20 protein-coding genes and 1 pseudogene are annotated in these 21,930 nt (G+C 61.7%); 6 read left to right on the forward strand and 15 right to left on the reverse strand.

Annotated features, from left to right (window positions below; all coding sequences use genetic code 11):
• The 6 genes and pseudogenes from EG19_RS13520 to EG19_RS00020 form a co-directional block, all read right to left on the reverse strand.
• Nucleotides 1–740, reverse strand: a 740-nt coding sequence (locus tag EG19_RS13520) for a hypothetical protein (RefSeq protein ID WP_038046088.1), incomplete at its 3' end; no start/stop codon positions are given.
• A 32-nt stretch (nucleotides 741–772) separates the two neighbouring features.
• Nucleotides 773–1,441 (reverse strand): pilus assembly PilX family protein, encoded by a 669-nt coding sequence (locus EG19_RS00010; RefSeq protein ID WP_038046090.1) that lies wholly within the window; start codon nucleotides 1,439–1,441, stop codon nucleotides 773–775.
• A gap of 9 nt (nucleotides 1,442–1,450) precedes the next feature.
• Complete coding sequence (locus EG19_RS13940) at nucleotides 1,451–2,221, reverse strand: hypothetical protein (RefSeq protein ID WP_162472264.1); 771 nt, start codon at nucleotides 2,219–2,221, stop codon at nucleotides 1,451–1,453.
• 131 nt (nucleotides 2,222–2,352) lie between these two features.
• A complete protein-coding gene (locus EG19_RS13945) occupies nucleotides 2,353–2,529 on the reverse strand; it encodes a hypothetical protein (protein ID WP_235208672.1) in 177 nt (58 codons plus the stop codon).
• A 130-nt stretch (nucleotides 2,530–2,659) separates the two neighbouring features.
• Nucleotides 2,660–2,764: pseudogene (locus tag EG19_RS14355) on the reverse strand (prepilin-type N-terminal cleavage/methylation domain-containing protein); the annotation flags it as partial.
• The gene (locus EG19_RS00020; RefSeq protein WP_038046095.1) at nucleotides 2,742–3,260 is read right to left on the reverse strand and encodes a type II secretion system protein; all 519 of its coding nucleotides are present in this window, start codon (nucleotides 3,258–3,260) and stop codon (nucleotides 2,742–2,744) included. The gene EG19_RS00020 and the pseudogene EG19_RS14355, both read right to left, overlap by 23 nt.
• A 191-nt stretch (nucleotides 3,261–3,451) precedes the next feature.
• Here EG19_RS00020 and EG19_RS00025 point away from each other — a divergent pair, with 191 nt between their 5' ends.
• Nucleotides 3,452–5,491, forward strand: a complete 2,040-nt coding sequence (locus EG19_RS00025; protein WP_152543820.1) for a hypothetical protein — start codon at nucleotides 3,452–3,454, stop codon at nucleotides 5,489–5,491.
• Between the two features lie 127 nt (nucleotides 5,492–5,618).
• Nucleotides 5,619–7,427, forward strand: coding sequence for a glycosyltransferase family 39 protein (locus tag EG19_RS00030; protein WP_161685230.1), 1,809 nt, complete (start codon nucleotides 5,619–5,621; stop codon nucleotides 7,425–7,427).
• Here EG19_RS00030 and EG19_RS00035 read toward each other — a convergent pair.
• From EG19_RS00035 to EG19_RS00055, 5 genes are all read right to left on the reverse strand, one after another.
• On the reverse strand, nucleotides 7,424–7,984 hold the full coding sequence (locus tag EG19_RS00035; RefSeq protein WP_038046101.1) for a prepilin-type N-terminal cleavage/methylation domain-containing protein: 561 nt from the start codon (nucleotides 7,982–7,984) through the stop codon (nucleotides 7,424–7,426). The two genes, EG19_RS00030 and EG19_RS00035, sit on opposite strands and share 4 nt — an antisense overlap.
• A gap of 35 nt (nucleotides 7,985–8,019) precedes the next feature.
• Nucleotides 8,020–8,847, reverse strand: coding sequence for a UbiA prenyltransferase family protein (locus EG19_RS00040; RefSeq protein ID WP_053334669.1), 828 nt, complete (start codon nucleotides 8,845–8,847; stop codon nucleotides 8,020–8,022).
• A 29-nt stretch (nucleotides 8,848–8,876) separates the two neighbouring features.
• Nucleotides 8,877–9,653: a DUF4214 domain-containing protein gene (locus EG19_RS00045; RefSeq protein WP_038046103.1), complete on the reverse strand. Its 777-nt coding sequence runs from the start codon at nucleotides 9,651–9,653 to the stop codon at nucleotides 8,877–8,879.
• Between the two features lie 60 nt (nucleotides 9,654–9,713).
• Complete coding sequence (locus EG19_RS00050; protein WP_038046105.1) at nucleotides 9,714–9,932, reverse strand: hypothetical protein; 219 nt, start codon at nucleotides 9,930–9,932, stop codon at nucleotides 9,714–9,716.
• Nucleotides 9,933–9,995: 63 nt separating this feature from the next.
• Nucleotides 9,996–11,093 carry a UDP-N-acetylmuramate dehydrogenase gene (locus EG19_RS00055; RefSeq protein ID WP_053334670.1) on the reverse strand — a complete coding sequence of 366 codons (1,098 nt, stop codon included), beginning with the start codon at nucleotides 11,091–11,093 and terminating at the stop codon, nucleotides 9,996–9,998.
• A gap of 103 nt (nucleotides 11,094–11,196) precedes the next feature.
• Between EG19_RS00055 and EG19_RS00060 the strand changes: the two genes are divergently transcribed.
• Nucleotides 11,197–13,161: a PAS domain-containing hybrid sensor histidine kinase/response regulator gene (locus EG19_RS00060; protein ID WP_038046107.1), complete on the forward strand. Its 1,965-nt coding sequence runs from the start codon at nucleotides 11,197–11,199 to the stop codon at nucleotides 13,159–13,161.
• On the opposite strand, the gene EG19_RS00065 is transcribed toward EG19_RS00060, so the two are convergent.
• On the reverse strand, nucleotides 13,162–16,701 hold the full coding sequence (locus EG19_RS00065; protein WP_038046109.1) for a multifunctional oxoglutarate decarboxylase/oxoglutarate dehydrogenase thiamine pyrophosphate-binding subunit/dihydrolipoyllysine-residue succinyltransferase subunit: 3,540 nt from the start codon (nucleotides 16,699–16,701) through the stop codon (nucleotides 13,162–13,164).
• A gap of 119 nt (nucleotides 16,702–16,820) precedes the next feature.
• Between EG19_RS00065 and EG19_RS14360 the strand changes: the two genes are divergently transcribed.
• On the forward strand, nucleotides 16,821–17,214 hold a 394-nt coding region (locus tag EG19_RS14360), incomplete at its 3' end, for a lipoate--protein ligase family protein (RefSeq protein ID WP_407702142.1).
• 347 nt (nucleotides 17,215–17,561) lie between these two features.
• Entirely contained in the window at nucleotides 17,562–18,392 is an 831-nt protein-coding gene (locus tag EG19_RS00075; RefSeq protein ID WP_038046113.1) for a ferredoxin--NADP reductase, read from the forward strand.
• Nucleotides 18,393–18,395: 3 nt separating this feature from the next.
• Here EG19_RS00075 and acpS read toward each other — a convergent pair whose 3' ends face one another.
• Nucleotides 18,396–18,761 carry a holo-ACP synthase gene (acpS, locus tag EG19_RS00080; protein WP_038046115.1) on the reverse strand — a complete coding sequence of 122 codons (366 nt, stop codon included), beginning with the start codon at nucleotides 18,759–18,761 and terminating at the stop codon, nucleotides 18,396–18,398.
• Nucleotides 18,758–18,988, reverse strand: a complete 231-nt coding sequence (locus EG19_RS13295) for a hypothetical protein (RefSeq protein WP_152543821.1) — start codon at nucleotides 18,986–18,988, stop codon at nucleotides 18,758–18,760. Before EG19_RS13295 ends, acpS begins: the two co-directional genes overlap by 4 nt.
• 60 nt (nucleotides 18,989–19,048) lie before the next feature.
• Between EG19_RS13295 and EG19_RS00085 the strand changes: the two genes are divergently transcribed.
• On the forward strand, nucleotides 19,049–19,402 hold the full coding sequence (locus tag EG19_RS00085) for a hypothetical protein (RefSeq protein ID WP_038046117.1): 354 nt from the start codon (nucleotides 19,049–19,051) through the stop codon (nucleotides 19,400–19,402).
• On the opposite strand, the gene EG19_RS12080 is transcribed toward EG19_RS00085, so the two are convergent.
• Nucleotides 19,399–21,915, reverse strand: a complete 2,517-nt coding sequence (locus EG19_RS12080) for a serine/threonine-protein kinase (protein ID WP_152543822.1) — start codon at nucleotides 21,913–21,915, stop codon at nucleotides 19,399–19,401. The genes EG19_RS00085 and EG19_RS12080 overlap by 4 nt on opposite strands.
• Nucleotides 21,916–21,930: the final 15 nt, after the last annotated feature.

Consider the following 21,930-nt stretch of genomic DNA (forward strand, 5'->3'; position numbering starts at 1 on the left):
GCCGGGGTGTTGGTGCGGGTTGGGGTGCGGGTAGGCGTCACCGCCGGGGTGTTGGTGCGGGTTGGGGTGCGTGTGGGTGAAGGGCCCGGAGTGTTGGTTGGCGTGACGGTTCGGGTTGGAGTGACAGTTCTGGTGGGGGTGATGGTACGCGTAGGCGTGATGGTGGGGGTGGGAGTGATGGTTCTAGTAGCGGTTGGCGTCCGGGTGTTGGTAGGAGTGCGGGTGATGGTAGGCGTGAGGGTGACAGTCGCAGTTGGGGTAATCGTGCGCGTGGGTGTAATCGTCCGGGTGGCCGTCACGGTGGGTGTCGTGGTGGGCGTGCTCGTGGGCGTCGGTGTGGGTGTGGGGGTCACACAGGGTTGGACAAAGGGCCCTTCCCACACGGGCACGTTGGCGTTGCCGATTTCCCGGTTTTCCAGTGTTCCATCCCCATCCACATCCACCAGTACCGCTGGTACCATCGGCTCTGGCCGGCCGCCCCGGTTGTCTAGGTTGGTGTCAAGGTAAAGATCCTGGATGTAATCCGCCGGCTGACCGTAAAGGTCCATGGCCATGGAGCGGGACAGGTCAAGCACCACCACCAGATTCGGGAAAAGAATTTGCCGGGTGATTTGGTTCATGAAGTCGTACCCTTCCTGAGCCGGAGCGGGCGGGACCGCCGACCAGGCCATTGGCGGCAAGGCCACGGTGGCGCTTAAATACGCGCTCAGGATTACGGTCAAAAAGGTCCTGCGTTTCATAAGCTCACCTCCTGCTTCCCGCAGCCTCCATCTCAGGTCCCCGGGGGGCTGTAGACGATCGACCCCGTCCCCTGCTGGTTGACGTTCTTTTGGGCCATGTTTGATGGCGAGGACTGCCCTTCAAAACTGTACTCCTCCTCCAAGATCTTCACCGCCCGCACACCCCTGCCTGAAAAAGGTGCGTTGGGGTCAGCAGAGGAGGCCACCCAGCCCACGGCTACCAAGCGGATCACCAAGTCGCCGTTTGTTGTTGGCTGCTTTGAAGGATCTGTGGGGTTATTGCGCACGAAAACCGAGAAAAAAGCCGGCAACCCTTTGGCACCGGTAAGCACCACAGGAACGTTTGACAATTCCGTACCATCAGCAGTGCGCAGGTAGGTACCCAAGTGCAGGCCGTCCCAGCTGCCTAAGTCTGTGTAGTCCGGGTGCTGGGGGGTGCTGGGCGTTTCCCGCCAGGCCTCCGGGGTGCTGCTGGCGTACTGCAAAAGCCCGTTTGCTTGATCCACGGTGTAACCAAGGAGGGTTTCTTCCCCCCGTCGCAGACCGGCCTCGGCCGCATAAAGGGCGAGCTTTTGTAAATCCTGGCGGCTGGAGATTCGGTCCTCGCTGGTCATGATCAGCGAAACGGCAATGCCCAAGGCGGTCAAGACCAGCATGACCAAAAGCACGGTAATAAGGGCGGCGCCGCGTTGCGAGTTCATAACACCTCCCTATGCCCGAGGCGTGCGGTTACGCAGCAACACAAACACGCTGTTTTGGTAGCGGTAAAAGCGATCCTGTGCTGCTCCCGGGTCGTGATTTTCGGCCACTGGTTGGCGAAACCGCGCGCTTGGTTCCTGAACCACCGGTACCTCTTGACTCGAACGAGCGGTAAGCGTGATGCGCAAACCAATGACGTTAGCGGCATGGGTTTCGGGGAGGGTCCCGGCGGGTCCGAAAGCGGGATCTTGAACCGGCACGCAGTTGGTGGCCCAAGTGCAATCTTGGGGAGGTCGGTCGTTTCGCACGGTGCCATCCCGGAAAAAGTACGCAACCTGCAGGTCCTCCACGTTGGGCACGACGGTGAAAAAGCCATCGTCTGGGTTGGTTGGGTCAAAGACCCCATTTTTCTGCTGCAAAGATCGGTTTTTTACCCGCAAAGTGACGTAACGTAACCCGAGACCCAGCTGGGGGTCCTTTCCCTGAAAGTCAGGGCAACAACTGGGAATGTTATACCCTCCGGAGACGCCAGGGTTGGCGATAACCCAAATTCCGGGGAAGCCACAGCTGCCCGTCGGACACTTGGAACAGTGGTCGTTACTAAGATTTTGGTTGTCTTTGTAATCCGTGATTTGGATGAAAGTCCAGGAACCATCGTTACCTGTCACCAGCAGAGGTTCGCTCACTTCATGGCCAGTGACAGGGTCGGGGTGGGCACCTGTAAGGTCCTTAAAGAGTTGAAAGTTCGCCGCGATATTGTTACATCCCTGGGTAAATGCCACGCAAAAGTTAACAGCGTTGAGGCCGCCAGGCCAACAGGGAAAGCCCACCGAAATATGCTGCTCTGCCCTCGCAAAAGTTAGAATGTCGGTACCAACGTCTGCATAGTTAGGGTCAGTGACATTGTCGTAGGTTATCTGACGTGGCGTACCTCCCCCGCCGCCACCGCCTCCTCCACCGCCTCCTCCACCGCCTCCGCCACCGCCTCCGCCACCGCCTCCGCCGCCAGCACCCCCACCACCGCCGCCAGAGCCGGGGTAAAGCCAAACCAAGAGCAGCGCGGGATCAGGGTAGGCTTCGGAGCGAGCATTCATATCGGTTGCGCCGCGCAGCAGGAAATGTACGTATTCGATGGCGGACCGGGCGGTTTGTCGCGCCTCCACCTGAAACCGTTGCCGCTCGGCGGACTCGCGGGTACGGAACAACAGTTGGGCCCCGGCAACCAAGATGATCACCAGGATAACCAAGGTCACGAGCGCCTCTATGAGCGTAAAGCCGCGTACCCAGCCGCCCGTTCGCGCTCTACTTGGGGAGTTGCGCCACATACCTGACTCCTTTGGCCGCAATGGCCATTCCAAGGTACCTAAGTCCTGTTTCCCGCGGATAGGCCCTTACCGTAACAAGCCAAAACTGCCCCTCATCGGTGATTTCGTAACGCAAATCGTAGCGGGCGCTGGCGCTGTCGGCATCAACTACCCGAAACAGCGGCTCGCCCCAGCAGGCGTCAGTGGGGTCGTTGGGAATGGATACTTCCCCTGGGGTGATATTGGAGAAATCGATGCCGCAAGCGGGAATGGGAACTGCCACATTCCGCTGGCGATAAATCGCGTACATGTACCGAATGCTTTCCGCCACCCGCTGGGCCCTGTATTGCAAGTCGGTGCGTGCCAACGAGCCCATATTGGCCAGATAGCTCATGGTGAACATTTCCAAAATCGCCAGGGCCACAAAAAGCAAGATGGCCAAGGCCACCAACACCTCAACGAGCGTCATTCCCTTTTGAGCCTTCCTCTTCATGACGCCACGCACCCGCGCCGTCATGGCCACCTCCTTCCAAGTAGTCTAAGCAAACTCTGTGCCACATTGACTAGTCCTAAGAAACCAAATAATTTGCTCTGCTTCACGAACGGCCGTGAAGGGTGAGTATGATGGTAATCTTGCTGAGTCTGTGACTTTCGGGAACACCGGGCACCTCTTCGTGGTCCCATGTTGGATGTAGTATAAAGCACACCGTGACGACGGCGGTAACAGGGGGCAAGGGGGCAAGTTGGGGTTTCTTCGGCACCGGTCTCCTCTACCTGGTGCTTACCCTCTGGGCTCTGGAGGACTTCCCGCCTTACTTTTTTTGTGATGAAGCGGTGAGCGCAAACTGGGCCGAGCACCTCCTGCAGCATGGTTTTCGGGGGGCAAACAGGGAACTGCTTCCCGCGTTCTTCCCGAACGGCGGGCGCTTCAACTTGGGAACTTCAGTTTACCTCCTTATGCCCCTGGTTGCCGTGTTTGGAAGATCGGTGGTGCTCTCTAGGGCTGCCACCGGCTTTGTGACGTTGGTGACCCTTTCGGTTTTGGCTCTAGGGTTAAGACGTGGGTTCGGGCTTTCCCTTTGGTGGTTGGTGCCGCTGTGGGCTTTAGTGCATCCTGTGTGGTTTCTCCATTCCCGAACGGGGTTCGAAATTTCACTTTCGGTGGGCTTTTTCGCGGCCTTCCTTGGTCTTGCCGTGATGTTTCTTTCCGGCAGAGATGGGGCGCTCCCGCTATGCCTCAGCATGGCAGCGTTGAGTTTTTACGCCCATGCGGCGGCTCGGGTGGTTGTGCCGCTTTCGGTTGTGGGGTTGTTTGTGAGTTGGTGGTTTTCTTCTCCGCGACCGTGCATTCGGTGGCGGTGGGTAGGGGCGGTAACGCTTTTGTGGGCACTACCCTTTGCTCGTTACTTGCTCAACCATCCGAGCGAACAAACCTCGCAGCTGGCCCTGCTTGGGTCCTTTTGGTCTAAGAATCTGCCCCTTGACGCCCGTTTTCAGGAGGCCCTGGCGAGCTACATGAGCGCTTGGTCTCCCCGCTTTTGGCTTGCGTCCGACGTCCATCCCCTGCGCCATGTCCTGCCAGGAATGGGGCTTTTGCAGCCGGTAGCCCTGGTTTTCGCGGGCTTGGGCCTGGGGGTAGCCTTGAGGCGAACCGTGAGAGGTTCGCACGCTGCAGGCTACCGGTTTTTGACGGTAACCCTCCTTTTTGCTCCGGCTGCAGCGCTGGTGTTGGCCCCGGGGGTTACCAGGCAAATGTTTGCTTTACCTGTATTGGCAGCGCTTTCCGTGGTGGGAAGCAGTTGGATCCGGGAGCAAATGGCCGAAGCGGCTCGCACCGCGTTCGTTGCGACGTTGTTGGCTTTCCTCATAATTGGGTGTGTGTGGCTTTTGCTGCGGGCTTGGGTGGTAGGTCCACCCCTTGATGCCGACTATGGGTACTACGGCTACCAATGGGGGGCGCCCCAGGTATTCCGAGAAATCAAGACGCTCCTTCAGTCCGCAGCCAATAGCACGGTCATGCTTTCGCCCAACTGTGGCAACAGCTACGAGGAACACGTGGCTTTTTTTCTTGGGCAGGAGCCCCGGTTGCAGTGGGCCTCTTTTGAGTGGTTGACCACTTACGTTCGGACGTGGCCCCCGGAGGCCGTTTTTGTCTTTCCCTACGACGAGTTTCAGCGGGTGCGGGCGAGCCCCAAGTTTGCAAAGCCGGGGCTTGTGACCGTGCTTTACGACCCGAGCGGTAAACCGGCGTTTGCGTTCTTTCGCTTGCGCTACTCGCCGGAAGCGTCAACCCTGATAGCTCGGGAAATCGAGGAGCGCCGCCAGCCGGTCCGGGCTTCCCTTATCCTTTCGGGCGAGAACGTGGAGGTCTGGCACAGCTTTTTGGATATTGGTCCGGTGGAGAACGCTTTTGACGGTAACAAAAGTACCCTCATTCGCACCATGGAAGCCAATCCCCTGCGCCTCGACCTGCATTTTCCCACTATCCGTAAGTTTGCCCAAGCTTCCCTGCTCATTGGGGCAGGCAAAACAGGGGTCCGGGTTTACAGTCAGGTGGGCAACGCTTGGGAGCTTACCGGAGAGGCAACTTACCCATCGGCTTCAGGAAACAGAAATGTGGTCCTCGCCCTTCGCCCGGTGCCATCCCAAGCTGTGCGGGTGGAAGTTGAAGACCTTGCCAGGAAGGGGGAGCTTTCCAACGTTCACCTCTGGGAGTTGCGCCTGACGGAGGCCGGGGGACATGAGTAACCAAGGGAAAGCCCCGGACGCCAAGTTTCAACCACTTCTTCTTATTGTTGGCTTCGTTTCTTGCCTTATCGGGCAATGCTTTCTTTCGTTCTGGCGAGCTCCGCTTCTGGCGTTACCGTTTTGGCTTATGGGCTTGGTGCTGTGGTTGCGCTTCGCGCCGACCCTGAGGCTTGCGCTGGCCCCCGGTGCCGAAGCACAACCGCCGTTCCGTTGTCGCTGGCCTTTTCTGGTTCTTGCGCTGCTTGCGGCTGCCTGGGCTTTTTTTCTCTTCCGTAACCACCAGTTTACCGTGTTCAACACCGGTCTTTGGCTAGCCGCCACGGTCCTTGGCGCACTGGCATTTTGGGGCAAGGGGGAGCGGCAGGCCAGGATTCGCCAAGGCGGTTGGTCGTGGCTTGTAGTTTTTGCTCTTTTTGTCCTGGCAGTTGTATTCCAGTTTTCCTCCCTGGATCAAATCCCTGCCAACCCTTGGAGCGATCACACCGAAAAGCTTGAAGACATCCACGACCTGGCCGAAGGCCAATATGCGGTTTTTTTTCCAAGAAACACCGGGCGTGAGGCTTTTCAGTTTTACTGGACCTATTTGGTTGGGCTCGCCTTCGGGACCGGCGTGAGCTTTTACTCGCTCAAGCTGGGGACTGCTCTTCTTGGTGTGATGACTTCGGCTTTCGTTTTCCTTCTGGCCCGCGTCCTCGGAGGCCCCCGGTTGGCTTTGGCAGCACTTTACATTTACGCCATTGCTTTTTGGCCCAACATCTTAAGCCGCATTGGACTGCGGTTTCCGCTATATCCTCTTTTCACCGCTGCGTTTTTGTTTTTTCTTTTCCGAGCGCTCAGCCAACAAAGACAAAGTGATTGGGTTTTTGCTGGGATTTCCCTGGGATTAGGTCTTCACGGCTACAGCCCATTTCGAGTTGTGCCGCTACTCGCCGTTTTGCTGGTGCTTGGGTTTTACGTTTTCCATCGGTGCGAACTCAATGCGCGACGGGCTGCGGCTCGGATTGCAGGGCTTGCCTTCTTGGCTTTTTTGGTTTTTTTGCCGTTGGCGCGCTTTGCCTGGGATCGCCCGGATTTGTTTTGGTATCGCGCCACCACCCGCTGGGCTTCGGCCGAGCGGCCGCTCGTCCAAAATCCACTCGCGACTTTTGCTCACAACGTGGTTCGCGCTTTGGCCATGTTCAACTGGGATGAAGGGGAACTCTTTGCCATTTCTGTACCGCACCGACCGGCCCTGGATGCGGTCACAGCCACCCTGTTCCTGTTGGGGGTGGCCATGGCCTTGCGAAACGTATTACGTCAGCGAAGCTTTGTGGAGTTGGCCTTGCTGGTGGGCCTGGTGGTGCTGCAGCTTCCCTCCACGCTTTCCCTGGCTTTTCCCAACGAAAACCCGGCTCCCAACCGCGCAGGTGCGGCCGCCATTCCTGCCATTATCCTTGCAGCTTGGGCTGCGAGCATGCTTTGGAAAGAGGTGAGTGGGTTGGGGGGGCGCCGAAGGATTCTGGCTTTTGGGCTCCTGTTAGGGCTGGCCGTCTTTTCGGCCGTGGAAAATTGGACGATGGTCATGCGCTACGGGGCCAATAACCGCTTGGAGCAGTTTGATACCCCTGCTATGGCAGCGGTAATCGAGGACTTCCTTAAAAAGGGGGGCAGCATACAGGACGTTCACATCGTTCGTGTCCCCCATTGGGTGGACACGCGCCTGCCGGCGTTATTGGCTGGCATCCCTCACCGGGATTTGGGGGTTGACCGGGAAGAACTACGCCAAATTCTGGTGCGGCCCACGAGCAAACTGCTTTTTGTTAAGGACGACGACCAGGAAACACAAGAGCTGCTTAAAGCCGCCGCCTTTCGCGGGGCGACCCGGGGGACCAACGTACCGGGCCGCCATTTTTGGGTTTTCACCAGCGTTTACGATCATCCTCGGCCAAAGGATTAGGTGTCAGACCATTCTTTGTTCACGCTGACTTCCCAGACTGGGTTGATGTAGAGCTTCCAGACGTATTGCGGCCGCAGATTACCGGTTTTCATCTTTTGATGCGTGAACACGGCGATTGCTTGGCTCCCGATTTGTTCGGTACCCGCCGAAGGGCTTACCTTCACCGTGCGGAAGAAGGTGTCACAGCCTATCCTGTAGACGCCTGACGACGGGTTTTCCCAGTTCGACCATTTCACATCTGCGGTGAGACCAAAAGCAATTGTGTTCTTGATTTGGAGCTGCCGCAAGACTTGGGTTCCGTTTTCGTCCCTGGTTACCTGGAGGATACCGCCGGGGCCGGTACCTCCCGTGGGCCTAAAAAATACCCAAAGTGGCTGCTGGTGTTTGCTAACCAGTTGCGGCACCTCTTGCAGAAACGCTTTCACCTCTTGCGCCTGGGTTTGCAGTTCGTTTTTTTGAATAATTGCCAATACCTGCACCGTGACCACCAAGGCAATGAAAGCCAAGAGCGCCAGCACCGCCAGGAGCTCCACCAAAGAAAAACCACGGTGCTTCATGAGGACCTCCCCGCTTGCACCAGGCAAGCCACTGTTCATTGTAGTCCACTTGCTGCCAGCGCCAAGACCAAAGCCAACCATCCTACGGCCGCCACCTGGAGAAGGCGGTCGCGGAAAAGGGCTTCGGAAGGGTCCGCAAGCCCCCGCAGGGCGAGTGTGCGGTAACGCCAAAGGCCGGCCAAGGCCGGCAATAGCGACAGCAAAAACCAATGGGGCAATTGGTGGGCGGGACCTCGAGAAACAGTGTAGGCAAGGTAGCTCACGGCCGTGAGCACCAGCAAGGAATCGAGGGCAACTCGCAAAAGCGCGCGGGGGTAAAGGCTTCGGTTGGTCTCCAGGCGTTTGCCGGTAGCCAGGGTCAAGGCTAGAAACCCACCGCACGTCAAAAGCCAGGGGGAGGGTGGCACGCTTGCTGCCAGAGCCCCCGCCCACAGGCGCAGTTGGTAAAGGCCGGCAAGGCTCAGCACATCCAAAAGTGGGACTTTCTTGAGCAAGAGGGAGTAAAGCCCGGTCGTGAGCAGATAGACGACGACCGGCAGGGCTACTCCCGGGAACCAGCTCAGGACCAACGCCGCCAGGGCAAACATTCCCGAAGCCACCAAAGCCAGGTGGGGCGAGAGGGCCCCTCGAGCTACGGGGCGCCGGCACGTTCTTGGGTTGTCCCGGTCCTTGTGGCGATCCACAACATCGTTAAGCAGGTAGGACGCGGATGATGCCAAACAAAAGCTCATGAACGTGAGGCCCACTTGAAGCATGATGGGGGGCTGGTGGAGCCGCAATCCGAAGACCGCGGGGGCGAACACGAAGAGGTTTTTTATCCATTGCCGAGGGCGCGCGGCTTCCCAAAGAGGAGCAATGAGCATAGGTGATAGTAGCTTACCCTTGTCAAAGTTCAGGAGCCAGACGCGGCTGCCAGCATGCCCTGTTCAAACTCCTCGGAGTGAATAATATCAGCAAGCACGCCTTTCAGATGGCCGCGTTCCACCTCCCGGAGGTAGCGGCGCACCCCTTCGCTGTCCGGAGGGCGGCCCAAGAGGCCCTGGTAAATTTGCTCCAAGAACTGAGTTGGTGGCTTGCCCCGCCATTTTTCCTTGAACTCCGGGCTTTTGAGCATGCCTTCCAGCAGCGAACCCAGGCGGTTGCGCTGGATTTCCGCCACTGCCGCGCGGAAGCCTTCGGGATCAGGCTCCCGGGCCAGCAGCGCCCGGTAAAGCCTGGTGGCAATGTACTCGGCCTGCCCCCGGGTGTAACCGCCGTGAGCCACCGAGGCAACCTTCAGGGTGAACGTCCACTCCAGGTTCAAGTTGCCTCCGGCCACCAGCCGCAGCTGGCAGCGACCGCGCTCGGTGCCAGCTGTTAGGCGAAAGGTGGTGGGGGAGGAGCTTTCCACGGTCACCAAGCCCTGGCAGGAACGGGGATCGTCCACGAAAAACCCCGAAAGCTCTGGGGGGAAAGGGCGTCCCCACTGGTCCTGTGGCTCTACGGTGAGGGTAGCCTCCTGGCCTGCCTCCAGCTCCACGGTTTGCCCGGCAATAAGCGGCTGACCACGCCGCTCACCCGCTTTTTGCAGCCAAAAACGGGCGTCGGCCACGTAGGGCCTCGACCACTGGGGCGACTGGGCCGCCAGCATCGCGGGGACAAGCAGCGCAACCGGCAAAAGCGCCCGCATTGGGGGACCTCCTGGTTTTTATCATACACGGGCAGGCAAGCTCGCGTTTGGACGGCAGCGTCACGTGCAAACCGGCCTGGCCACCGGGCCGCGGGTGTGGTCCCCGGCTCGCACCACCTCCCACTCCACCCCGAAGGCGGAAAAGCGCAGCCCCGGCTTTGGCGGGTGGGGGAGGTGGAGGAGCGCCACGGCGGCGCTGTCGCCCCGGTCGCAGATGACTGCGTAAGGCCGCCGCTGCCAAGCGCGGGCGTTGTGCTCCACTGCCAGGACCGCTGCCATGTTCACCTCCCCCCGGCTTCCCGGGTCCTTCACCGATTAAAACGAACGAAAAGCAAAAAAGGTTTAGAGGCAGGTGGCCCGCTCCAGCGGGAGGTCCTGGGAGAAACCCAAAAACACCGGTTCGGGCTCCAAGGTGATCCCAAAAGCTTGCTTGACTGCCCTTTGGATTTCGCTGGCAAAAGCCACCAGCGCTTCGGCGGTGCCCCCTCCCCAGTGGACCAGGCTTAAGGCGTGGAGGGGGGAAACCCCCACCGGCCCGCGGCGCGTGCCTTTGGGAAAGCCGGCCTGCTCCACCAGCCAAGCCGCCGGAACCTTGATGCCGGCGGGAACGGCAAAATTCGGGGGCTCCTGCGGAAAGGGCAGAACTCCCTGCTCCCAGAGACGGGTTTTGAGGCGCTCAAAGGCCTCGAGGCTCAGCACCGGGTTTTTGAAAAATGAGCCCACGGTGCGGCTTTCGGGAAGGCCTGGGGTCAGCACCATGCCCTTTTTCTGCCGCAGGGAAAGCACCGCTTGCCTCACTTCGGCAAGCGAAGGCCTGGCCGATCCCCGGAAAAGCTCGGCAAGCTCCGGGTAACGCAAGGTGGGCTCACCTTGCGGTGACAGGCGGAAGGCCACCCGGGTGATGATCCACTGCCTCTGGCCGCGGAAGATGCTGCTGCGGTAGGCAAAGCTACAGGCCTCGTGGGGAAGCCGTTGGAAAGTTAGGTGCTCGCGCTGAAAGACCTCCACCCACAGGATGCACTCTGCTACCTCTTGACCGTAGGCCCCTACGTTTTGCACCGGCGTAGCCCCCACCGAACCCGGTATCCCCGAAAGGCACTCCAACCCCGCCCACCCTTCGGCCACCGACAGCGCCACCACTTCGTCCAGGGGGGTACCGGCCTGGGCAATGACGGTGACGGTCTCTTCTCGCTTTTCAACCTCCAGGCCTTGCCAAGCGACCCGCAGCACCAGGCCGGAAACACCGCCATCGGCGATGACCACGTTGGAGCCCCCGGCCAGCACGGTGACGGGAAGCCCTATACCCTTGGCCCAAGCGCACACCTCTTTGAGCTCTTCCTGGGTGAGCGGCTGGCAAAAGAACTCCGCTGGTCCCCCCAACTCCAAAGTCGTGAAGCTGGCCAGAGGTTGGTTGCGGGTTACCGAGGCCGGAATTCGCACCGCACCATTGTAGGCGCTTGGCTATCTTTTTCCGGAGATTTCCCGTATGCTCGCGCTTGCTGGGGGGATAGTGCGGACTCGATCCCTTCGGAAGGAAGGTCACTTGGGGTGGTTTGCCGCGTTCAGTGCGGGCTTTGTCCAAATCACACCCCCAGAGCTCGTGTTGTTCATCGTTCTCGTGGGGCTCGTGAGTTTGGTATGGGCCTTGGTGCTGCGGGCCGCCCTCAAACGACGAACGGAGGAGCTTTTAGCCACCGAGGCTCGCTTTCAAGCTTTGGTGGAGCGTCTGCCGGTGGGGGTTTTTCGTGCCTCGTTGGACGGCAAGTTCTTAACGTGCAACTCGGCTGCTGCGCGGCTTTTGGGGTTTCCCAGCCGCGAAGCGATGATGGACGCTTCCGCTTGGGAGCTTTACACCAGCGCAGCCGAAAGGGAACGGTTCGTTAACAAGCTGCGGGAGAGCCGCCACCTGCCGGTGCATGAGGTGATGCTTCGCCGCAGGGATGGGACGCCCATTTGGGTGCTCCGCGACGCTTCGCTCTTTGTAGAGCAGGGCCGCGAGGTCATCGAGGGGGTGATCATGGATTGGAGCGAAGTGCGTCGCGCCCAGGAAGAAGTTCGGCTGCTGGCGCATGCGTTACGCAGCATTTCCGAATGCGTGAGCATTACCGACACGGAAAACCGCATCCTGTTCGTGAACGAGGCGTTCTGCCGGACCTACGGCTACGAACCCGAAGAGCTGGTAGGGCAGAACATTGCCCTTGTGCGGCTGCCCGAAGACCCCACACCCTCGCTGGAAACCACGTTAGCGCAAACGCTCGCCGGGGGATTCCGGGGCGAGGTGTGGAACCACACCAAAGAATGCCGGCGCATTTTGATTCGCCTTTCCACCTCGGTGGTGCGCGATGAGCACGGCAAGCCCTTAGCCCTCATCGGTGTAGCCCGCGACATCACCGCCGAGCGTGAGCGGGAAGAGGCGCTCCGGGAAATGCAAAAGCTGGAAACCCTGGGGCGGCTGGTGGGCGGCATCGCCCACGATTTCAACAACATCCTGCAAGCGCAAATGGCTTTGGTTCAGCTTCTGGAGGGGGTTTCCGGGTTGCCCCCGGAGGCGGGCCATTGGGTGCAACAGGTGGAGGGCCTCGTCCACCGGGGTTCGAGCCTCACCCGCAAGCTCCTGCTCTTTGCCCGCCGGGAAGGGGAGCACTTCTCGCCTTTGGACCTCAACGCCTTCGTGGGCGAAGAGCTGGGCTTTTTAAAGCGCTTGCTGCCTGAAAACATCAAGCTGGTGCAGGAGCTGGCACCGAGCCCCTTGGTGGTGAACGGCGACTGGCACCAGTTAGGGCAAGTGCTCATGAACCTGGTGGTCAACGCCCAGGACGCCATGCCGGGAGGCGGCACCGTGGCGGTTCGCACCCTGGCCGGTGAGGGGTGGGTGGGCTTTGAGGTGCGGGACACCGGGGTGGGCATTCCCCCGGAAATCCGGCACAAGCTCTTCGAGCCTTTTTTCACCACCAAGCCCGCCGGCCGCGGCACCGGCTTGGGGCTAGCGGTGGTGCATGGGATCGTCAGTACCCACGGCGGGCGGGTGGAGGTGGAAAGCCTTGTAGGACAAGGCTCGTGCTTCCGGGTGTGGCTTCCGCGCTTTGCTGCCGGTGAGGCGGTGGCCAAGCCGGCGCGCACCTCCGCTCCACCTTCGCCGCAGGGCCAGGGCCAGCGCCTGCTTTTGGTGGAGGACGAACCTTTGGCCCGGGAAGCCTTGGCCAACGCCTTGGCGGCCCTGGGCTACCAGGTGACGGCGGTGGCCAGCGCGGAAGAGGCGCTGGCCCTGCCGGATTTGGGAAGCTTGGCGATCTTGCTCACCGACTACGGCTTGCCCGGCATGACCGGTTTGGAGCTGGCGGCAAGCTTGATGTCGCGGGTGCCGCAGCTAAAAGTTGTCCTCATGTCTGGCTACGGACCCGAGCTGGCCACCATCAACGGCCGCTTTCAAGCCGGCGCGCACTTTCTGCAAAAGCCGTTTTCTCTGGCGGAGCTGGCCGCGACCCTCGCCAAGCTCACCGTGCAGTAACTACGCGGCAGGCCCGGCCAACGCCAGAGCGGCCAAGTGGGCCTGTTCGGCTTCGTGCAGCTTGGCGGAGCCGGTAGCCGGGCTGCAGGCGGGTGGACGGCTGACCACCCGCAAGCGGCGAGGGCCCGTCACCTCCGGCAGGTGCTCCTTGAGGAAAGGCCAGGCCCCCATGTTCCGGGGTTCCTCCTGCACCCAGCGCACCTCCTGCACGGTGGGGTAGGCGGCCAGGGCGTTCTTGAGCTCCTCCTGGGGGAACGGGTAAAGCTGATCCACACGCAAGATCACCACCGGGGCGTGGGTCTTTTCCCGTTCCGGGTAAAGGTCGAAGAACACCTTGCCGGTGCAGAGGACGGCCACGCTTGGGTTTTCCGGCGGGTTCGGATCGGCAACCACCGGCCGGAAGTGGCCGGAAACCAGCTCCTCCCCCGGGGATTTGGCCAGCTCGGCGCGCAGGAAGCTCTTGGGGGTAAACACCACCAGCGGCTTGGGGTGGGGCAGGTGGGCTTGCGAGCGGAGCAGGTGGAAGTAGTTGGCGGCGGTGGTGGGAAACGCCACCCGCATGGAATCACCGGCGGCCAGCTGGAGGAAGCGCTCGATGCGGGCAGAGGAATGCTCGGGGCCCTGCCCTTCGTAGCCGTGGGGCAAAAGCAGCGTGAGGCGGGCGTGCTGGTCCCACTTTTCGTGCGCTGACGTGATGAACTGGTCAATGACGATTTGGGCGCCGTTGGCAAAGTCGCCAAACTGCGCTTCCCACAGCACCAGCGCGTGGGGGCGGGCCACCGAGTAGCCGTACTCGTAGGCCATCACCGCGTATTCGGAAAGCAGCGAGTCGTAAATCAGAAACTGGGCGCGGCTGCCGGGCAGGTGCTCGAGGTTGACGTAGGCTTGCCCGGTTTGCTGATCCACCAGCACCGCGTGCCGCTGGGAAAAGGTCCCCCGCCGGGAATCCTGGCCCGAAAGCCGCACGGGAATGCCCTCCAGGAGCAAGCTGCCAAAGGCCAGAAGCTCGGCGGCTCCCCAGTCCACGCCTTGCTCCAAGCAGCGGGCACGGTAGGTCAGAAGCCGCGAAAGCTTGGGGTGGACGTGGAAGCCTTCGGGCACTGTGCCCAGGCAGGTGGCCACCTGTTGCAGCGTTTCCCGGCTCACGGGGGGAGCTAGCGGTACCGGCTCCGGGGGGGTGGGCTCCCGGAACACCACCTCCACCGGTGGCGGAGCCGACTCCTTGGTTTCCTCAAAGGCCTTTTCCAGAAGCTGTTGGAACTGCTCCAGCGCTTGCTCGGCTTCCTTGAGGGAAATGTCGCCGCGGTTCACCAAAAGCTCGGTGTAGAGCTTGCGCACCGAGCGCTTGTCGCGGATCTTGGCGTACATCAAAGGCTGGGTGAAAGCCGGCTCGTCGGCTTCGTTGTGCCCCCACCTCCGGTAGCACACCAGGTCCACCACCACGTCCTTGTGAAAGGCCATGCGGAAGGCCACGGCCAGGGCAATCACCCGCAGGCAAGCTTCCGGGTCCTCGCCGTTGACGTGGAAAATAGGGGCCTGCACCATGCGCGCCACGTCGGTGGCGTACACCGAGGAGCGGGCGTCGGCGGGAGCGGTGGTAAAGCCAATGCCGTTGTTCACCACGATGTGCACCGTGCCCCCCGTCCTGAAGCCGGAAAGCGCGCTCATGTTGAGGGTTTCCGCCACCACCCCTTGGCCGGCAAAGGCGGCATCGCCGTGAATGAGCACCGGCATGACCCTGGTGCGCTCGCTATCCCCCCGCTGGTCCTGCTTGGCTCGGGCCATGCCCTCCACCACCGGGTCCACCGCTTCCAGGTGCGAGGGGTTGGAGGCCAGCTCCACCGCCACCTTCTTGCCGGAAGGGGAAAGGTAGGTGCCCTTGGCTCCCAGGTGGTACTTCACATCGCCGGTGCCCTCCCGGGAGTTGGGGTCCAAATCGCCCTCGAACTGGCGGAAGATCTTGCCGTAGCTCATTCCCAGGATGTTGGCCAGGACGTTGAGGCGGCCGCGGTGGGCCATGCCCATGACCACCTCCTCCACGCCCAAGTCGGCAGCCTGGGAGAGCAGGTGGTCGAGCATGGGGATGAGCACCTCCCCACCTTCCAGGGAAAAGCGCTTGTGGCCGATGTATTTGGTGTGCAGGAAGCGCTCGAACGCTTCCGCTTCGTTGAGCTTTTGCAGGATGCGCTTTTTTGTGGCTAGGGGGAGCTCCGGCGGTGGGTCCTGTTCCACCCTTTGGGCAATCCAGGCCCGCTGCTCCGGATCCTGGATGTGCATGTACTCCACCCCCACCGTGTGGCAGTAGGCCCCGCGCAGCAAGCGCAGGGCTTCCCGCAGGGTGCTGCGGGGCTTGCCTCCCAGCCCGCCGGTGTAAAACTCCCGGTCCAAATCCCAAATGGAGAGCCCGTGGCGGGTGAGCTCCAGCTCCACATGGGTGCGGGGTTCGGAGGAGAGGGGGTTGATGGCAGCAATGAGGTGCCCGCGCACCCGGTAGGTGTGGATGAGCTGCAGCACCGCCGCTTCCTTTTCGATGAGGTTGTCCCGGGCCACCAGGTAAGGGTTGGCATCCCGCACCAGGCGCAGCGGCTCGTAGGGGATTTCCAGGGAGGCAAAGATTTCCTCGTAAAAGCCGTGCTCACCGTTGAGCAGGGCGGCAATCACCGCGAGGTACGTGCCGCTTTCCGCCCCCTGGATCACCCGGTGGTCGTAAGTGCAGGCCAACGTCATGACCTTGCTCACCCCCAGCTGTGCCAGGGTGCGGGGGTCGGCGTGCTGCAGCTCCGGGGGCCAGTCAATGCTACCGGTGGCCAGGATGAAGCTCTGTCCCGGCATGAGCCGGGCCAGGCTCTGGGACGTTCCCAGCATGCCCGGGTTGGTGAGGCTCATGGTGGTGCCGGCAAAGTCCTCGGGGGAAAGCTGGTTGCTGCGGACCTTGCGCAGGACCTCGTTGTAGGCGGCAAAGAACGTGGGGAAGTCCATGGTTTCTGCCGCCTTGATGTTGGGCACCAGCAGCGTGCGGCTGCCGTCCTTCCGCTGGACGTCCACGGCAATCCCCAGGTTCACGTGCTCGGGCACCACCCGGTAGGGCTTTCCTTCGTAAACGGTAAAGGTGTTGCGCAAGGCCGGCACGTGCTCTAACGCCTTGACTGCAGCAAAGGCCAAGATGTGGGTGAAGCTCACCTTGCCGGCCAGCTTGCGGGCCAGGTACTCGTTGATGAGTTCGCGGTTTTCCTCCAAGAGCTTAATGGGCACCGTGCGGAAGGTGGTGGCCGTGGGCAGGGTGAGGCTTTGCTCCATGTTTTCCACGAGACGGGCAAGCCCCCCCACGATGGGCACTGCCCCCGGCGGCAGGCCCTCCTCCTTGGCTGGCTTGGCTTCTTCCGCGGTGACCAACTGCAGGGCGCGCACCCCCTGGGGGCGGTAGTCGGAGAAAAACTCCCGCCAGGAGTCGCTCACCGCTTCCGGGTGAGCCAGGTACTCCCGGTACATCTCGTCAATAAGCCAAACGTTGGGGCCAAAGGCGGCAGAACGATCGGACACGGGCCACTCCTCCGGTACTTTCGTACCGAGACTCAAATTTTACCAGCATCCGGACCAGCTACACTTGCGCCATGAGGTGGCGACTTTTGGTTACGGAGGCGGCGCCGGGGGCTTGGAACATGGCGGTGGACGAGGCGGTGGGGCGAGCGGTAGCTGATGGCAAAAGTCTTCCCACCTTGCGTTTTTTCCGCTGGCAGCCCCCTTGCCTGTCCCTGGGCTTTAACCAGCCCTACAGCGTGGCGGACGAAGTGTTCTGTAAGGCTCATGGTTTGGACATCACCCGCCGGCCCACCGGTGGGCGGGCGGTGCTGCACCACCACGAGCTCACCTACTCGGTGGCCGTGCCCCTGGGGCTGCCGCCTTTTCCCCGCGACCTGCAGGGCTGCTACCGCCTGATCTGTCAGGCGCTCATTGCCGGGTTGCGGCAAATGGGGGTGGCGGCAGAGCTTTCTTCGGCCCCGGAAAGCTTGATTCCTCCGAAAAGTGCAGCTCCCTGCTTCATCCAGCCTGCAGNNTGCGGCGGCTGGGGGTGGCCATTTTGCAGCACGGGTCCTTGCTTTTGGATTGGGATTCCCAGCTGCAAGCGGGGGCCTTGGGGCTTTCCTCCGACCAGAGCCTGCGGCCGGCGGTGGTTACGCTTTCCGAGGTTTTGGGGCACATCCCCCCTTGGGAGGAGCTGGTGGCGGCGTTGGCTGCCGGTTTTGCGGCGACGTTGGAAGCGGAGCTGCACCCCGGTGGGTTATCGGAAGATGAGCTGGGCTTGGCCCAGCGTCTGGCCCGCGAGGTGTACGGGCACCCGCGGTTCGTGAAGGAAAGAGAGCACGTGATGACCGGGGCCTGGGAGCAAGCCCCGGGGAGGGATGCTACCGGTGGATAAGCCTTCGCTGAAGCTCAACGCGGTGCTGGCGTTAAAGCAGGAAGTGGCGCCGGGGCTTGCCATCTTTCGGGTGGTCCCGGAGGGTTGGGAGCTTCCCGACTTTGAGCCCGGGCAGTTTGCGGTTTTGGGGTTGCCGGCGGAATCCCCACGGGTGGCCGGTGCGGACCCGGAAGAACCCCCGCCCAAGCCGGGAACCCTCATCCGCCGTTCCTACTCCATTGCTTCTTCCTCGCGGCAGAAGGAGTACCTGGAGTTTTACCTGGCCCTGGTGCGCTCGGGAGCCCTGACCCCCCGGCTTTTTGCCCTGGAGCCGGGAAATAAGCTTTACCTGGGGCCCAAATTCTCCGGCCTCTTCACGTTGAAAGAGGTCCCACCCGACGCCAACCTCGTCATGGTGGCCACCGGTACCGGCCTTGCCCCGTACATGAGCATGCTGCGCACCCATCTGGCCGAGGGCGGCCTGCGCCGTACCGCGGTGATTCACGGAGCCCGGCACGCCTCGGACCTGGGCTACCGCCACGAGCTGGAAGCCATGGAACGGCAGTTCCCCAACCTGGTGTACATCCCGGTGATTTCCCGCCCGCAGGAGGAGCTGCACCGTTGGACCGGGGAAACCGGCTATGTGCAGGACGTCTGGCGAAGGGGGGTGGTAGCGCAAAAGTGGGGCTTTGCTCCCAGCCCCGAGCATACTCACGTCTTGTTGTGCGGTAACCCAGCCATGATCGAGGATATGACGGCGCTCCTGACCGCCGAGGGCTTTCGCCAGCACAGCCGTACCCAGCCCGGCCAAATCCACACCGAAAAGTACTGGTGAGCCTTAGAGGCTCAGAATTACCACTGCAGCGGCCCAGTGGTCGGTGTGGGTAATGGAAACCAAGACCCTTTGTGCACCCAGCGTTTGCATGCGTTCCTGGGCGGGGCCATGAAAGGTCAAGTTTGGCTTCCCCGCGGCGTCTCTTTCCACCACCACGTCGTGCCAGCCAACGCCCTCACCCCACCCGGTGCCCAGGGCCTTGAAAGCTGCTTCCTTGGCGGCAAAAAGCCCGGCTACGTGCTCGGGGTCATGGGGGCGGGCAAGCTCTCCGGGGAGAAAGCAACGGAAAAGGAAGCGCTCCCCGTGGCGAGCAAGAGCCTGCGCCACCCGCGCCACCTCCACCACATCCAGCCCCAGCCCCACGATCACGAAGTGCGCTCCTTCTTGGTGGCAAAGCCCAGCGCTACCAGCAGGTGCAGCACCCCAAAACCGGAAATGGCCCCCCGCAAAGCAGGATGGGAAAGCAGCTGCGCCCAGGCCGGGGGCAAGCTCCAGGTCCACGCCAGCCAACCGCGACTCCAGGGCACCAGCACGCACACCCAGCCTGCCAGTGCCAGGTAGACAACCTCTAGCCAAAAACGAACCTCCTGTCTCACCCCCCCATTGTAGGGGTTGACGGGCGATGCTAAAGTATTTCCAAAACAACGGGAGGCGCTATGAAGGGCTACCGCGAGGTGAAGGTGACGCTGACGGGCAAGCGCATTACCTGCGATCCGGACCCGGCGGTGCTGTACTACAAGGCAGGCCCCGACTGTGTGCGGTTTACGTTCCCCGGAATTCCGAAAAACGTGGATTCAGTGGTCATCCGCTGGAAGGACGGCCAAAGGCCCCTGTTTGCGGGGATGGGTTCGGCCCCTTCTTCGGTGGGCTCCCACCTGCCGGACCTCATCACGCAGGGGAACTGCCAGGTGGACGGTCGCTACCCCTACGCCGTGGAGCTTTACGATGCCCATGGGCAATTGGTCGCTGAGGTGGATCCTGAGGTGGAAAACCAAGGCGACCCGCCCTAAGGACTGGCCTTGAAAAGGGCTTGGAACTCCGGCATGTTTCGGTAAGGGGCAAACTCGGGTCCGGCAAACCATGCTTTCGGGGCCCGCAGTTGCAGGGCCTTCCGTGTATAGGCCATCATCGAGGTCTTGTCGCCGGCAAGAGCTGCCACCTCGGCGACCACAAACGCGTTCCAGTTGCGGTTAGGGTTTTCCTCAAAGCCTTTTTGGGCAGCCAGGACTGCATCTTCGAGGCGCCCCAAGTGGGCCAGGATCCGCGCCCTGTCCCGCCAGTAACGCTGGGGGTGGGGGTTCGCTTCCAGGAGTTCCAGAGCTTTCTGGTAGTGAAGCTGGGCTTTTTGCCTGTCTCCCAGCCAAAAATAGGTGTCCGCCAGGTTGAGGTAGCTGCGGTAGTCGTTAGGGGCCTTGGTCTGTGCTTCGGTGTAAAGCTCAAGCGCCTTTTCGAGGTTTCCCAGATAAAAGGCGCAGGTGCCCCAGTTAAGAAGGTCTAAAAGCAAGTTGGTCTTCGGGTACAGCTGGGAAAAAAGTTTTTCGCAAAGGGCAAAGTCACCTTCTAAAGCCGCTACATACCCCAGGCGAAACAACCCCAAGGGGTCGTTGGGTGCCCGTTTGAGGATTTCTTCGGCAGCTTGGCGAGCCCCGGCAAAATCCCCCCAGTCGGCGCGAGCTGATGAGAGTTGATCCCAGATTACGATGTTTGGCTGCAAGCTCAACGCGCGGGCAAAGGCCTTTTCGCTTTCCTCCTTCTGTTGCAGTTGAGCGAGGGTTGTACCTAGGACGCGCCAGGCCATGGGGTCACCGGGCCGGGACCGGGTAAGCTGGCGGAGGATTTGCGCTGCTTCTTCAGGCGCGCCTCGAGCTTGGGCCAGTTGCGCCCGCCGTAAGGGGATCTCCGGGTGCTCCGGGTCGAGCTGTGCGGCCCGCTCCAAAAGCTGTTCGGCTTTTTGCAGCCTCTTGGGGTCGTTTAAGTTGCCGCCCAGAAACCGCTCGATGGAGGCGTGGGTAATGAGGGCGTCCACAAAATCGGGTGCGGCGGCTTCCACCTTTTCCAAAAGCGCCAGCTCTTCGGCGTAAGCGGGGGAGGCCTTACCGGCATCCAGGCGGCGCTTCACCTCCAGGTACGCCTCCAGCGCCTCTTGCGGCGGGATGCGGGGACGCCTCCGGGATTGAAACCGACGAAAGCCATCCTGCAGCGCGGTAGCCACTCGCTCCTGCAGGAGCCCGGGGTTGGTGGCGGCTACTTCCAAAGTTTGCGACCAGAGGATCCGTCCGGTGGCCCCTTCCACCCGCGAGATTTGTACGCGCACCGTAGTTGGTTCGGCCCCTGGGGTCAGTGTGGCTTCCACCAGCTCTTGCACCCCCAGGGCCCGCGCTGCTTCCCGCACCCCCATCCCTTCCCGCAACACCGAGCGTACCTCCCGCCCGGCCACCACCTGGAGACCCTGGAGGTTGGCGAGAAAGCCCGCCAAAGCGTCGGCTACGGCGGTAGAAGCCAGGGGCATTTCCGCCGGAAGCTGGCCGCTGACCGGCATCACCGCCACGGTGACGGGCCTGGGGGCGCCCACCCAGCCGCGGAGCAGGGCTAGGGCCAAAAGCCCGGAGGTGACCAGCACCGCCCCGATGGCGTAAGGCAAATGACGGGAGAGCTTGCGCACCAAGAGCGTAGCCCTGGGGACGGGCTCCAGGTAGGCGGTGCCCAGGGTTTGGGAGACCCCGCCCAGCACGCCGGCAATTTCCGAAGCGTCCTGGAACCTTCGGTCAGGGTCGCGCTCCAGACAACGCTCGATGACCTCCGCCAGCGCCCGGGGCAGGTGAGGCGCCTTCTCCCGCAGAGGGACGTATTCCGCCCGGGCCACCCTGTGCATGGTTTCCAAAACGGTTTCCCCCGCAAACGCGGGCTCGCCGGTGGCGGCCTCATACAGCAGCGAGCCCAGGGAGAAGATGTCCGAGCGGTGGTCCAGGGGCTTGCCCATGGCCTGCTCCGGAGACATGGCCCGGGAGGTGCCAACCACCAGGCCCTCTTGAGTGAGCCTTTGGTCGCGGGGCAGCCCCTGAATTTGCGCCAGGCCAAAGTCCAAAACCTTGGCCACGCCTTCGGGGGTGATCATGACGTTTTCGCACTTGATGTCGCGGTGGATGATCCCCCGACGGTGGGCAAAAGCCAAGGCGCGGGCAATTTGCGCACCGATGCGGGCCACCTCTCCGGGGGAGAGGGGTCCGGAGGCCACGAGATCGGCAAGGGTCTGCCCCTCTACCCACTCCATGACCACGAAGTCCTGGTCTTGGAAGGTAATGACGTCGTAAATTTGCGCGATGTTCGGGTGGGTGAGAGCTGCTGCGGCCCTGGCCTCCCGGCGCAGCCGCTCTCTCCTTTCGGGGGTGGCTTGGCCGGTGCCCAAACCCTTGATGGCCACGTGGCGGGAAAGCTCGGGGTCGTAAGCCAGGTACACGGTACCCATCCCGCCGCGCCCTAGCTCCCGCACGATTTGGTAGCGGCCTACCGCCGTCAGTGTCACAGCTGGAATTGTAGC

The organism is Thermoanaerobaculum aquaticum, from assembly GCF_000687145.1.
Classification (GTDB): Bacteria; Acidobacteriota; Thermoanaerobaculia; order Thermoanaerobaculales; family Thermoanaerobaculaceae; genus Thermoanaerobaculum; species Thermoanaerobaculum aquaticum.

What these genes read in the sequence shown, in the direction of transcription:
- EG19_RS00010 (WP_038046090.1), bottom strand. Translation starts at nt 1,441, where the DNA reads ATGAACTCGCAACGCGGCGCCGCCCTTATTACCGTGCTTTTGGTCATG.
- EG19_RS13945 (WP_235208672.1), bottom strand. Translation starts at nt 2,529, where the DNA reads ATGCTCGCTCCGAAGCCTACCCTGATCCCGCGCTGCTCTTGGTTTGGC.
- EG19_RS00020 (WP_038046095.1), bottom strand. Translation starts at nt 3,260, where the DNA reads ATGACGGCGCGGGTGCGTGGCGTCATGAAGAGGAAGGCTCAAAAGGGA.
- EG19_RS00030 (WP_161685230.1), top strand. Translation starts at nt 5,619, where the DNA reads ATGGGCTTGGTGCTGTGGTTGCGCTTCGCGCCGACCCTGAGGCTTGCG.
- EG19_RS00035 (WP_038046101.1), bottom strand. Translation starts at nt 7,984, where the DNA reads ATGAAGCACCGTGGTTTTTCTTTGGTGGAGCTCCTGGCGGTGCTGGCG.
- EG19_RS00040 (WP_053334669.1), bottom strand. Translation starts at nt 8,847, where the DNA reads ATGCTCATTGCTCCTCTTTGGGAAGCCGCGCGCCCTCGGCAATGGATA.
- EG19_RS00045 (WP_038046103.1), bottom strand. Translation starts at nt 9,653, where the DNA reads ATGCGGGCGCTTTTGCCGGTTGCGCTGCTTGTCCCCGCGATGCTGGCG.
- EG19_RS00050 (WP_038046105.1), bottom strand. Translation starts at nt 9,932, where the DNA reads ATGGCAGCGGTCCTGGCAGTGGAGCACAACGCCCGCGCTTGGCAGCGG.
- EG19_RS00075 (WP_038046113.1), top strand. Translation starts at nt 17,562, where the DNA reads ATGCTACCGGTGGATAAGCCTTCGCTGAAGCTCAACGCGGTGCTGGCG.
- EG19_RS00085 (WP_038046117.1), top strand. Translation starts at nt 19,049, where the DNA reads ATGAAGGGCTACCGCGAGGTGAAGGTGACGCTGACGGGCAAGCGCATT.